The following is a 12,005-nucleotide window of genomic DNA, read 5'->3' as shown; positions in this document are numbered from 1 at the left end:
AATTACTGCTCAAGCGCCGCTGTCAGGCTTGCCGTGTCGTTTACCGCGGCGGCCGTCAGGGTGTCTACAATACGTTTAGTCAGACCGGTCAGAACTTTACCCGGCCCCACTTCTAATAACTGTTCAACGCCTTGTGCTGCCATAAATTCGACAGATTCAGTCCAGCGAACCGGGCTGTATAACTGACGAACCAGCGCACTGCTGATCGCTTCCGGAGACGTTTCAACTTTCACGTCTACGTTGTTCACAACGGAATATTGTGGCGCATTGAAAGTAACATTTTCCAGCGCAACGGCGAGTTTATCAGCAGCAGGCTTCATTAATGCGCAGTGTGAAGGCACGCTGACAGGCAGCGGCAGAGCACGTTTTGCGCCTGCGGCTTTACAAGCAGCACCGGCACGCTCAACGGCTTCTTTGTTACCGGCAATAACGACCTGACCCGGTGAGTTAAAGTTTACCGGCGAAACAACCTGGCCTTGCGCAGATTCTTCACACGCTTTAGCGATTGCATCGTTGTCCAGACCGATAATGGCGTACATTGCGCCGGTACCCGCAGGCACGGCTTCCTGCATCAGTTTGCCACGCAGCTCAACCAGGGAAATAGCCTGTTTGAAATCCAGCACACCCGCGCAAACAAGCGCTGAGTATTCGCCCAGGCTGTGGCCGGCCATCAGAACAGGCTGAGTGCCGTTCTGCTGCTGCCAGACACGCCAGATAGCGACGGATGCTGCCAGCAAGGCAGGCTGTGTCTGCCAGGTTTTATTCAATTCTTCAGCTGGCCCCTGCTGCACCAACTGCCATAAATCATACCCCAGCACCGAAGAAGCTTCGGCAAATGTTTCTTCAACAATCGGGTGTGCTGACGCTAAATCAGCCAGCATACCGAGCGTCTGGGAACCCTGACCAGGGAAAACAACTGCAATTTTTGTCATTTTTATCTTCCTGTTAAATCAGAAACGTACCAGCGCCGAGCCCCAGGTAAAGCCACCGCCAAATGCTTCGAGCAGCACTAACTGCCCGCGCTGAATTCTGCCGTCACGCACAGCTTCGTCAAATGCTGCTGGCACAGAAGCCGCAGAAGTATTGCCATGACGATCGAGCGTAACCACGACTTTGTCCATTCCCATACCCAGCTTTTTTGCTGTCGCACTGATAATACGCAGATTCGCCTGATGCGGAACCAGCCAGTCAAGTGCAGTACGGTCAAGATTATTTGCCGTCAGGGTTTCATCCACAATGTGCGCCAGTTCAGTCACAGCCACTTTGAAGACTTCATTACCGGCCATGGTGACATAAGCAGGTTTTTCCGGCTCAGACTGACTTGGGTAAGCCAGCGTCAGCAGGTTGCCGTAATGACCATCTGCATGCATGTGCGTGGAAATAATGCCCTGCTCTTCGGATGCCCCCAGCAGTACGGCGCCAGCACCATCGCCAAAGAGGATCACCGTACCGCGATCTTCAGGATCGAGTTTACGGGACAACACGTCAGAGCCGATCACCAGCGCATATTTCACGGCACCGTTTTTAATGTATTGATCGGCAACGCTTAGTGCGTAGGTGAAACCTGCACAAGCGGCGGCCAAATCGAAAGCTGCAGAATCCTTGATGCCCAGCATATTCTGCACCTGGCAGGCTGAACTCGGGAATGCATGTGAAGATGAGGTTGTTGCAACAATGATCAGACCCACGTCGCTTGCGCTAACGCCGGCCATTTCAAGTGCTTTCTCTGCTGCGTGCAGGCCCATTGTGGCCACAGTCTCATCCGGTGCAGCGATACGACGTTCACGAATACCTGTGCGGGTGACAATCCACTCGTCGGAGGTATCCACCATTTTTTCTAAGTCGGCATTAGTCCGAACTTGCACGGGCAAATAGCTCCCCGTACCGAGAATTTTTGTATACATGTACGATCAGTCACTCTTGGGTAATACAGCTTCAAGGCGCGCGGCAATCCGCTGAGGGACCTGCCGCTGCACCGCCTGCACAGCCTGTTCGATAGCAACAGCAAACGCACGCTGGTTTGCTCCGCCGTGGCTTTTAATAACGATGCCCCGTAATCCTAACAAACATGCGCCATTATACTGGTCGGGGTTGAGGTGGCTAAAACGCTTTAGCAACTTCTTCTGAACTATCCGTCCCAACCATTTCAACCACCAGGCCTTCTTGCCACCCTCACCGGAGGATTTTAACAGTGACAAAAACATCCTTATTACACCTTCCATGGTCTTGAGCGTAACATTCCCGACGAAGCCGTCACACACCATCACATCTGTCTTACCGGTCAGAAGGTCATTGCCTTCAAGATAGCCGATATAGTTGATTAGTGCGGTATTTTTTAAAATGGCAGCGGCTTCACGGATGTTATCCAGCCCTTTACTTTCCTCTTCACCGATATTCAGCAAGGCAACACGGGGGTTATTAATACCTACCACCTGTTCGGCCATCACTGCACCCATAACGGCAAACTGGACCAGCATTGTGCTGTCGCACTCAACGTTGGCCCCCAGATCAAGTACCACGGTTTTACTGCGCTGCTGATTGGGCAATACGCTCATCAGCGCCGGGCGCTCAATGCCATCCAGAGGCTTTACAACCAGTTTGGCTAATCCCATCAGCGCTCCGGTATTCCCGGCACTGACGCACGCCTGCGCGTCACCACTCTTGATCAGTTCCAACGCCACACGCATTGAGCTTCCTTTACTGGCACGTATAGCTTGCGATGCGCGCATATCGCTGGCTATCACTGATTCAGCAGGAATTATCCGAATTCGTTCTGTTAAAGAAGGATCGGCTTTGACTAAGAAAGGTGTGATTGCGTCGGGATCACCGACCAGAAGAAGGTCTAATTCAGAATTAGAAATCAGTGCCTGCAATGAAGCAGGCACTGTGACGGAAGGACCGAAATCCCCGCCCATTACATCTAACGCGAGGGTTAGACGAGTCAAGGTATCGCCTTGCCAGCACTTATCACGTGAATAAGTTGCAGGCAAATATCAGCCGATTACCTTGCGACCGCGGTAGAAACCGTCGGCAGTGATGTGGTGACGCAGGTGAGTTTCACCAGAAGTCTTGTCCACAGACAGAGTGGAAGTGGTCAGAGCGTCATGTGAACGACGCATGCCACGTTTAGAACGGGTTGGTTTATTCTGTTGTACGGCCATGGACCTTACTCCTTAAGTACTTTTCTTTAAACTCGCTAATACGGCAAATGGATTTGGTTTCTCCGCCTCTGCAGGCAGTTTACCAAACACCATGTCCGCGTCGGACACTTCACAGTGTTCAGATTCATGTACCGGAACGACAGGCAGAGAAAGAATAATTTCGTCTTCAATCATTGCCAGCAAATCAACTTCGCCAAAATCATCGACTTCGATCGGCTCGTACGCTTCCGGTAATGCCTCAGCCTGCTCATCATTTTGGACAGGACTAAAACAATATGTTGTGTGAACCTGATGTTCAAACGTCTTACCGCATCTCTGGCATTCCAGAGTTACAGCAACATCAGAGTGGCCGGTAATCACCGCCAGACGCTGATTGTCGATATTAAACGACAATGAGGTTTGTATATCAGAATCCACACTGACCACTGATTGGGCAACGCGCGTAACCTGATCTGCAGTATAGACACCTGTATAGTCTAAACGCTTCTGGGCAGTGCGGACCGCATCAAGGGTCAGGGGTAATTTTACTTTTTGCATAGGGCGCGCATATTAACTTTGTAACGACAGAGAGTCAAAGAAAAAGGCCTCAAAACCGCACCTTTCACCAATATTCGCTTCCACAGCGGCCGACAGTTTAAAATGTGCGATTCAATAACGCTACGCTTTGTGAAAAAAAATTATGATTATGTCTTTACCAAAATTACTTTTAGCCTCGACCTCGGTCTACCGCAGAGCGTTGCTGGAGAAAACCGGCCTGACGTTTACCTGTGCGTCACCCAATATTGATGAAACTCCAGCTCCCGGTGAGAACCCGGCTGAACTGGTGAAACGCCTGGCACAATCGAAAGCCACTGCGCTGGCCACTGCCCATCCGCATCATCTGATTATTGGCTCCGATCAGGTTTGCGTGATTAATGGAAATATCACGGGTAAACCGTACACATTTGATAATGCCTTCAAACAGTTGCAGGCAGCCAGTGGCAAAACCGTCACCTTTTATACGGGCCTGAGTGTTTATGACAGCGATACAAAATCAGCGCAGACGTTATGTGAAACGTTTGACGTCACCTTCCGTTCTTTAACCGATGAAGAAATTACCGGATATTTGCATCGTGAAAAGCCCTACGACTGTGCGGGCAGTTTTAAATGCGAAGGATTGGGGATCACGCTCTTTGACAGTCTGACGGGGCGCGACCCAAATACGTTAATCGGATTGCCATTGATCGCCCTGCTCTCCTTACTGCGAAGACACGGCATCAATCCGTTACTTGAAAACCGTTAACTGAGAGGCATAAAAAAAGGCGCAACCCGTGCGCCTCTTTACAGGCTGATTTTTTTAACGGGCGGTCGTTTTGCCGCGTAAAATTTTCAGGCAATTACGCAGTTTGGCATCCATAGGCGCTTCAATACGCAGTGTTTCACCGGTGTTCGGATGTTCAAATCGCAAAGCCGCAGCGTGTAGGAATAAACGATTCAATCCCGTGCCTGCCAGTTTTGCGTCAAAATCACGCTCGCCATAGCGGTCATCAAAAGCGATCGGATGACCTGCATGCAGGGCGTGAACACGAATCTGGTGCGTTCTGCCGGTTACCGGGCTGGCTTTTACCAGTGTCGCGAATTCATAACGCTCTTCAATTTTGAATCGCGTTTCAGAGGGTTTACCTTCTGCATTAACACGCACAACGCGCTCGCCGCTTTGCAAAATGTTTTTCAGCAAGGGGGCCTGCACGACTTTACAATGTGACGGCCATTCACCGCGCACCAGCGCCAGATAATCCTTCTGCATGCTTTTCACGCGCAGTTGTTCGTGCAGGGAACGCAATGCTGAACGTTTCTTCGCAACAAGCAATACGCCTGAGGTATCACGGTCCAGACGATGGACTAATTCCAGAAAACGCGCTTCAGGGCGAAGTGCGCGTAATCCTTCGATAACACCAAAGCTCAGGCCGCTGCCACCGTGAACAGCGGTACCAGACGGCTTATTCAGAATTAATAAGTAATCATCTTCATACAATATGCAGTCGGTTAGTGCGGCAACTTTATCCAGTTTGGCAGAAACTGGCGCTTCATCCCTTTCGGCTACGCGAACAGGTGGCACACGCACTTCGTCGCCAGCTAATAATTTATATTCTGGCTTAATTCTTTTCTTATTAACCCGGACTTCGCCCTTACGCACGATGCGATAGATCATGCTTTTCGGCACGCCTTTCAGGATTTTGAGTAAGAAGTTGTCGATGCGCTGACCGGCTTCATCTTCAGAAATGGGGATTAATTGTACAGTTGGGTTCTCAGTTTTCATGGCTCGCGATTCTAAATATCCGGCACGGTTCGCGCCACTGATTTTTATGTGCTTAACTCTTACTTTACCAGTAACCGCCGAGGAAAACCTGCCTGCTTCACCCGTTTTTTAAGAATACAAATGTTAAGACAATGCGGCACATATCTCATTGAGGTAAATATCTTACCCGCATGGGAAAAGTCACCTTGCTATCAGAGTGCCTGCAATGGAATAATGAAGTCACTTTCGGCGTTGTTTCTCTTAAGTTAGGGAAAACGCAGGAATTATAGATTTGCCTGATCGCACAAAAACGCAGCAATGGCGTAAGACGTAATGTGAAATCAAGCAATTAGCGGGCTGCGGGTTGCAGCTTGGCCGGCGAACGGAATGAGATCTGTTAACGTAAATTCAGAAGCTATTCCCCTAATAAAAGTGCTGCTTTCATAACGCTGGTGTCTTTAATACAGCAAAAGCAGACTTACCGAAATAATGCGCCCCTATGCAAGCGACAGCCGTGAGGTTGACGATTTGCGAGAAGACTCGGGGCCAACGGTTTATCCGGTCATGAGGTCATTTTGCCCGCAGCTCTGTCAATAATGGAATAATAATGAGTAAGTTAAGATGAAAAGAATGTTGATCAACGCGACTCAGCAAGAAGAGTTGCGCGTTGCCTTGGTAGATGGACAGCGACTGTATGATTTGGATATTGAAAGTCCGGGCCATGAGCAGAAAAAAGCGAACATTTACAAAGGTAAAATCACCCGCATTGAACCAAGTCTGGAAGCGGCATTCGTAGATTACGGTGCGGAAAGGCATGGTTTCCTCCCTCTGAAAGAAATTTCCCGCGAATATTTCCCAAGTAACTATTCCTCTCATGGCCGCCCGAACATCAAAGATGTTTTGCGCGAAGGCCAGGAAGTGATCGTTCAGGTTGATAAAGAAGAGCGTGGAAATAAAGGCGCAGCGCTGACGACGTTTATCAGCCTGGCCGGTAGTTACCTGGTACTGATGCCAAACAATCCACGTGCTGGGGGAATTTCCCGCCGTATTGAAGGCGACGACCGTACAGAATTGAAAGAAGCCCTGTCTTCACTGCAATTACCTGATGGCATGGGTCTGATTGTTCGTACCGCAGGCGTTGGCAAATCTGCTGAAGCTCTGCAGTGGGACCTGACTTTCCGCCTCAAGCACTGGGATGCCATCAAGAAAGCCGCTGAAGGCCGCCCTGCTCCTTTCCTGATCCATCAGGAAAGTAATGTTATCGTCCGTGCATTCCGTGATTACCTGCGCCCGGACATCGGTGAAATCCTCATCGATAACCCTAAAATTCTCGATCTGGCAAAAGAGCACATTGCTGCACTTGGCCGTCCTGATTTCAGCAGCAAAATCAAACCTTACGTTGGTGAGATCCCGCTGTTCAGCCATTATCAGATTGAATCCCAGATTGAATCTGCTTTCCAGCGTGAAGTGCGCCTGCCTTCCGGCGGTTCGATTGTTATCGACAGCACAGAAGCCTTGACGGCTATCGACATCAACTCCGCACGTGCAACCCGCGGCGGCGATATCGAAGAAACCGCATTCAATACCAACCTTGAAGCCGCCGATGAAATTGCCCGTCAGTTACGTCTGCGTGACCTCGGTGGTTTGATTGTTATCGACTTCATCGATATGACGCCAGTTCGCCACCAGCGCGAAGTGGAAAACCGTCTGCGTGATGCCGTTCGTCAGGATCGCGCGCGAATTCAAATTGGTCGCATTTCCCGCTTTGGTTTGCTGGAAATGTCCCGTCAGCGCCTCAGCCCGTCACTGGGTGAATCAACACACCACATCTGCCCACGTTGCGCAGGTACAGGTACCGTTCGTGATAACGAGTCCCTGTCGCTGTCGATTCTGCGTCTGATTGAAGAAGAAGCGCTGAAAGAAAATACCAAAGAAGTTCATGCGATCGTTCCGGTTCCTATCGCTTCTTACCTGCTGAACGAGAAACGTGAATCGGTGAATGCCATCGAAAAACGTCAGGGCGGTGTTCGTGCGGTGATCGTTCCAAACGATCAGATGCAAACCCCGCACTACCATGTTCTGCGCGTACGCAAAGGCGAAGAAATCTCTGCACTGAGCTATCTGTTGCCACAAATTCACGAAGCAGAAATGCTGCAACCTTCTGAAGAGTTGCCGACTGAGCGTCGTCGCCCTGAGCAACCGGCACTGGCTGCGTTTGCCCTGCAAAGTGAAGCGCCCCCGTCCAGCTTTGAGCAGGAAACAGCTGTTGAAGAACCGGTTAAAACCCGTACCACAACGGTTAATGCGCCAGCCGCACCAGCAGCTGAGAAATCCGGCTTTGTCAGCCGTCTGCTGAGCGGGCTGAAAAGCTTGTTCGCAGCGCAGCCACAGCAGGAAGTTAAACCTGTTGAAGCGCCGAAAGAAGCTGAAGCCGCTGATACAGAAAATCGTCGCAACAACGAACGCCGTAACCAGCGTCGTCAGGGCGGACGTCGTGATCGCAACGGTGAACGTGGCGAACGCAATGACCGCGGCAACCGTGGTGAGGGTCGTGAGAATAATCGTGATAATCGTGGCGAAAGCCGTGACAACCGCGAAAATAATCGCGAGCAGCGTGATGATCAACGCCGCAACCGTCGTAACCAGGAGCCTGTAGTTAGCGAAAGCCGCAACGAAGACGTTGAAACTGCACCGCGTGAAGAGCAGCAGCAACAACCTCGTCGTGAGCGTTCGCGTCGCCGTTCTGAAGATAAGCGCAAAACACAGACTGAAGAAAAAATTCAGGATGCTGTTGTTGTAGAGCAAATCGCCGCGCCGGTCAGTGATGAAACGGAACAAGAAGATCGTCAGCCAGCTCAGCGCCGTCAGCGTCGCCAGTTAACGCAGAAAGTTCGCTTCGAATCAGAAGAAGTTGATCACGAAGCAGAAGCTGCTGCACAGTTACTGATTACCGGTACACGCCCTGCGGCTCCGGTATTTACTGAACAGGCACCTTCTGAAGCGGAAACAGTTAATACAACTGAAGGCGAAGAAAACCTGAATGACAACAACCGTGAAAACGGTATGCCACGTCGCTCACGTCGTTCTCCGCGCCACCTGCGTGTAAGCGGTCAGCGTCGTCGCCGTTACCGTGATGAGCGTTACCCGACTCAGTCGCCAATGCCTCTGACCGGTGCGTTTGTTTCTCCGGAAATGGCGTCAGGTAAGGTCTGGATCACTTACCCGGTTGCGCAGTCATCTGAACAACAGTTTGCAGAAACTGAAGCGCCAGAAGTGCTGACACAACAGGTTGAAACCGCTCAGGCCAATACGCCGGTTCTGAATGAAACAACTGAAGTTGAAGCCGCGCCGGTTGAGCAAACTCTTGCGGTTGAAGCACTTCCGGTTACTGAAGCAGTACAGCCGGAAGCACCAGCGGAAGAAAGTGTTGTGCCTGAAATTGCACAACCTGTTGCCGAAGAACCTGTTCTGGTTGAACCTGAAACTGCAGAGCCAGTTGAAGAGACACCGCGCGTAGAAGTTGCACCACAAGCTCACGAACCGGTTGTTGTTGAACCAGTGCCTGTTGTTGCTGAACCTGAAGTTCAGGCTCCGGTAGCCGCAGAACCTGAAGTTAACGCCGAGCCTGTTGCTCCGGTACAGCACGCCGCAGAAACAACGCCAGAGGTGAAAGCCCCTGCTCATGTTGAAACTGTTGTCTCTCAAGCTGTCGTTGCTGAACCACGCTTTAAACATCATGCCACTGCACCGATGACCAAAGCGCCAGCCCCTCAGTACGTTCAGGAACCTGCCCGTCACAGCGACTGGGTTCGTCCTGAATTCGGCTTCGAAGGTAAAGGTTCTGCAGGCGGCCATGCAGCAGTAAGCACTGCAACGGCACCAGCAACCAAACCTGAAATGCCTTCTGAGTGATGCGTTGAAAATGCTCTAAAAAAACCCGCCCCGGCGGGTTTTTTATTATTAAACAATAATGACTGACTGACTGATTGATTGAGACGTTTTCAGGCCAGGGTTTTCAGACGGCGAATAGTCAGTTCTTCCAGTTTACCTTCGAGACTTTTGGCGAAATGCTGAAAATGCTCTGTTTTGTTGTGCTGCTTCAGTGCATCTTCAGAAGCCCAGCGCTCGTAAAACACGAACGTCCCTTCCTTATCAAGATCTCCGTGCAGTTCATACTGCAGACACCCAACCTCCTGACGGCTGGGTTCAATAACGTCAAGCAAAGCCTCTGTTACCTGTTTTTTAAACTCTGGTTTAGCAACAATTGTGGCAACAACTCTGATTTCCATACTGGTTCTCCTGTCGTTTTTTGTCTTGCTTCCCCAGTGTCTGGAAGCACTTTGACTAAAATCTGCGTTCACTATGAACCTTTCGATACATTGATTTCAATACGAACTTTATTTAACAGATGCAACACAACGGTTTTACGCTTATTCTTGTTCCCCGCCGTTAATGCTCCCATTACCGCACCTGATTCCCAACATCTTGTCTCTCAATGCCGGAGTTTTGCCTGATGACCGCCACACCGCAAGTTTTGAAAATCCGCCGCCCAGATGACTGGCATATTCACCTTCGTGACGATGAAATGCTCAGCACCGTGCTGCCTTTCACCAGTGAAGTCTTTGGCCGCGCGATTGTCATGCCCAACCTGACGCCTCCGGTGACGACCGTCGCAGCGGCAATTGCCTACCGCGAACGGATTATGGTTGCACTGCCGAAAGAACATAACTTCACCCCATTGCTGACCTGCTACCTGACGGATTCTCTGGATCCTGATGAGATCTCTCAGGGTTTCGAGCAAGGTGTATTCACTGCCGCAAAACTCTATCCTGCCAATGCAACAACCAACTCTCAGCACGGTGTCTCCAATGTTAAGGCAATCTATCCGGTGCTGGAGCGCATGCAAAAAATTGGCATGCCTTTGCTTATCCACGGTGAAGTTACTCACAGCGATGTGGACATTTTTGACCGTGAAGCGCGCTTTATTGATGAAGTGATGGATCCGGTACGCCGCCAGTTTCCTGAACTGAAAATCGTGTTCGAACACATCACGACCAAAGAAGCGGCGCAATACGTTCTGTCCGGCAATCAGTACCTCGGCGCGACCATTACACCTCAGCACCTGATGTTTAACCGTAACCACATGCTGGTCGGTGGCGTACGTCCTCACCTGTTCTGCCTGCCAATCCTGAAACGTAATGTTCATCAGCAAGCCCTGCGTGACGTTATTGCCAGCGGCGCTGATCGTTTCTTCCTGGGCACTGATTCTGCGCCACATACCAAAGGCCGCAAAGAATCGAGCTGCGGCTGCGCAGGCTGCTTCAACGCACCACTGGCACTTTCCGCTTACGCGACCGTTTTCGAAGAAATGGATGCACTTCAACATTTTGAAGCTTTCTGTTCCCTCAATGGCCCGCGCTTCTACGGCTTGCCGCTCAATGAAGACTTCATTGAACTGACGCGTACGCCAGTCACTCAGCCAGAAGAAATTGCGCTGGGCGATGAATGCGTTGTGCCATTCCTTGCAGGGCAGACGCTCAACTGGAAAGTGACTTCGTACTAAAATACGATTCTCTTCAACTCTGTATTGCACCGCTCGTGATTTGACTGTATAAATATACAGTCAAATCTATTCAGGAGGTCCTATGCGTGTTGAAGTCACAATCGATAAAACCAAGCCTCTGCCTGCGGGTGCCTTAGACGCCTTATCGGGTGAATTGAGTAAAAGAATTAACAAACAGTTTTCTGATCGCGAAAATAAAATTCAGGTTCGCTACGCCGGCGCAAATAGCTTGTCCGTGCTGGGTGGAGCCAAAACAGATCGTGATCTTATCGAAGAAATTCTCCAGGAAACCTGGGAAAGTGCAGATGACTGGTTTTCAAATCAGAATGATGAGTAACTGCATGAATTTTCTCAGAACGTGCTCAGATTCAATACCTTATTAATAATAATCAGGTTTATTAAAACCCGCCGTAAGGCTATTTGCGTATTTCACCGGGCGTCGCAGTCCGGTTTTTTCATTCTTTTCGCTCGTATAAAAATTACCCAAATTAAAAAGTAATTTTGGTTAAACTCCAGATTATTCTGACTCCCGGATAATCAATACAAATTATTTACAATTAAAACCCCTTAAACCTCTCCATAAATTGCATTAACTGTTTATACTGAAATAGCTCACCTGATAATGAGCCGCATTGATCCTCAGATAGTCACTCACGTCAGTCACTACAATATAAGGGGTCTATATGGACAGAAATGATGAAGTTATTCAGACACACCCGCTTGTTGGTTGGGATATCAGTACCGTCGACTCTTATGACGCCATGATGATACGTCTTCATTACCTGTCTTCAAAAGACCAGACACCCGAGGATGCTCAGGTAGACAGAACTTTATGGTTAACTACCGACGTTGCCAGGCAGCTGATCAACATTCTCGAAGCCGGTATCGAAAAGATAGAATCTAACGAGTACGAATACAGTGATCACCGAAAACACTAAGCTATACCTGCCAGTCTGAGGCACCAGCGATTTCATCCTGGTGCCTTTTTCTTTGCCTCCGCTCC

At 49.9% G+C, this 12,005-nt stretch carries 12 protein-coding genes; 5 read left to right on the top strand and 7 right to left on the bottom strand.

Features of this window, described 5'->3' with window-relative positions; genetic code table 11:
* Positions 1-2 precede the first annotated feature (2 nt).
* From fabD to yceD, 5 genes are read right to left on the bottom strand one after another with little or no spacing between them, the layout of a single operon-like run.
* Entirely contained in the window at positions 3-932 is a 930-nt protein-coding gene (fabD, locus tag J8X26_RS04170; protein ID WP_165059620.1) for an ACP S-malonyltransferase, read from the bottom strand.
* A gap of 18 nt (positions 933-950) precedes the next feature.
* On the bottom strand, positions 951-1,904 hold the full coding sequence (locus J8X26_RS04165; RefSeq protein WP_152325599.1) for a beta-ketoacyl-ACP synthase III: 954 nt from the start codon (positions 1,902-1,904) through the stop codon (positions 951-953).
* Positions 1,905-1,910: 6 nt separating this feature from the next.
* Positions 1,911-2,945, bottom strand: coding sequence for a phosphate acyltransferase PlsX (gene plsX, locus J8X26_RS04160; RefSeq protein WP_208950232.1), 1,035 nt, complete (start codon positions 2,943-2,945; stop codon positions 1,911-1,913).
* Positions 2,946-2,993: 48 nt separating this feature from the next.
* Entirely contained in the window at positions 2,994-3,161 is a 168-nt protein-coding gene (rpmF, locus tag J8X26_RS04155) for a 50S ribosomal protein L32 (protein ID WP_013576249.1), read from the bottom strand.
* Between the two features lie 12 nt (positions 3,162-3,173).
* Positions 3,174-3,698: a 23S rRNA accumulation protein YceD gene (gene yceD, locus J8X26_RS04150; protein WP_152325597.1), complete on the bottom strand. Its 525-nt coding sequence runs from the start codon at positions 3,696-3,698 to the stop codon at positions 3,174-3,176.
* A gap of 148 nt (positions 3,699-3,846) precedes the next feature.
* Between yceD and J8X26_RS04145 the strand changes: the two genes are divergently transcribed.
* On the top strand, positions 3,847-4,443 hold the full coding sequence (locus tag J8X26_RS04145; RefSeq protein ID WP_208950231.1) for a nucleoside triphosphate pyrophosphatase: 597 nt from the start codon (positions 3,847-3,849) through the stop codon (positions 4,441-4,443).
* 54 nt (positions 4,444-4,497) lie between these two features.
* Here J8X26_RS04145 and rluC read toward each other — a convergent pair whose 3' ends face one another.
* Positions 4,498-5,460, bottom strand: a complete 963-nt coding sequence (gene rluC / locus J8X26_RS04140) for a 23S rRNA pseudouridine(955/2504/2580) synthase RluC (protein ID WP_152325595.1) — start codon at positions 5,458-5,460, stop codon at positions 4,498-4,500.
* 600 nt (positions 5,461-6,060) lie between these two features.
* Between rluC and rne the strand changes: the two genes are divergently transcribed.
* A complete protein-coding gene (gene rne / locus J8X26_RS04135; protein WP_208950230.1) occupies positions 6,061-9,351 on the top strand; it encodes a ribonuclease E in 3,291 nt (1,096 codons plus the stop codon).
* Between the two features lie 89 nt (positions 9,352-9,440).
* On the opposite strand, the gene J8X26_RS04130 is transcribed toward rne, so the two are convergent.
* Positions 9,441-9,728, bottom strand: a complete 288-nt coding sequence (locus tag J8X26_RS04130; RefSeq protein ID WP_152325593.1) for a putative quinol monooxygenase — start codon at positions 9,726-9,728, stop codon at positions 9,441-9,443.
* Positions 9,729-9,952: 224 nt separating this feature from the next.
* Here J8X26_RS04130 and pyrC point away from each other — a divergent pair, with 224 nt between their 5' ends.
* The 3 genes from pyrC (at position 9,953) to bssS (ending at position 11,940) form a co-directional block, all read left to right on the top strand.
* A complete protein-coding gene (gene pyrC / locus J8X26_RS04125; RefSeq protein ID WP_208950229.1) occupies positions 9,953-11,002 on the top strand; it encodes a dihydroorotase in 1,050 nt (349 codons plus the stop codon).
* A gap of 82 nt (positions 11,003-11,084) precedes the next feature.
* A complete protein-coding gene (dinI, locus tag J8X26_RS04120; protein WP_013576257.1) occupies positions 11,085-11,339 on the top strand; it encodes a DNA damage-inducible protein I in 255 nt (84 codons plus the stop codon).
* A 346-nt stretch (positions 11,340-11,685) separates the two neighbouring features.
* The gene (gene bssS, locus J8X26_RS04115) at positions 11,686-11,940 is read left to right on the top strand and encodes a biofilm formation regulator BssS (RefSeq protein WP_013576258.1); all 255 of its coding nucleotides are present in this window, start codon (positions 11,686-11,688) and stop codon (positions 11,938-11,940) included.
* Positions 11,941-12,005 lie beyond the last annotated feature (65 nt).

This window comes from Rahnella sp. ChDrAdgB13, assembly GCF_017655185.1.
Lineage (GTDB): Bacteria > Pseudomonadota > Gammaproteobacteria > Enterobacterales > Enterobacteriaceae > Rahnella > Rahnella contaminans.
Note: the sequence above shows the minus strand (reverse complement) of the source record. Positions and strands in the feature narration are given on the sequence as shown.

What these genes read in the sequence shown, in the direction of transcription:
- rne (WP_208950230.1), top strand. Translation starts at nt 6,061, where the DNA reads ATGAAAAGAATGTTGATCAACGCGACTCAGCAAGAAGAGTTGCGCGTT.
- rluC (WP_152325595.1), bottom strand. Translation starts at nt 5,460, where the DNA reads ATGAAAACTGAGAACCCAACTGTACAATTAATCCCCATTTCTGAAGAT.
- yceD (WP_152325597.1), bottom strand. Translation starts at nt 3,698, where the DNA reads ATGCAAAAAGTAAAATTACCCCTGACCCTTGATGCGGTCCGCACTGCC.
- rpmF (WP_013576249.1), bottom strand. Translation starts at nt 3,161, where the DNA reads ATGGCCGTACAACAGAATAAACCAACCCGTTCTAAACGTGGCATGCGT.
- J8X26_RS04130 (WP_152325593.1), bottom strand. Translation starts at nt 9,728, where the DNA reads ATGGAAATCAGAGTTGTTGCCACAATTGTTGCTAAACCAGAGTTTAAA.
- pyrC (WP_208950229.1), top strand. Translation starts at nt 9,953, where the DNA reads ATGACCGCCACACCGCAAGTTTTGAAAATCCGCCGCCCAGATGACTGG.
- J8X26_RS04145 (WP_208950231.1), top strand. Translation starts at nt 3,847, where the DNA reads ATGTCTTTACCAAAATTACTTTTAGCCTCGACCTCGGTCTACCGCAGA.
- dinI (WP_013576257.1), top strand. Translation starts at nt 11,085, where the DNA reads ATGCGTGTTGAAGTCACAATCGATAAAACCAAGCCTCTGCCTGCGGGT.
- fabD (WP_165059620.1), bottom strand. Translation starts at nt 932, where the DNA reads ATGACAAAAATTGCAGTTGTTTTCCCTGGTCAGGGTTCCCAGACGCTC.
- J8X26_RS04165 (WP_152325599.1), bottom strand. Translation starts at nt 1,904, where the DNA reads ATGTATACAAAAATTCTCGGTACGGGGAGCTATTTGCCCGTGCAAGTT.
- bssS (WP_013576258.1), top strand. Translation starts at nt 11,686, where the DNA reads ATGGACAGAAATGATGAAGTTATTCAGACACACCCGCTTGTTGGTTGG.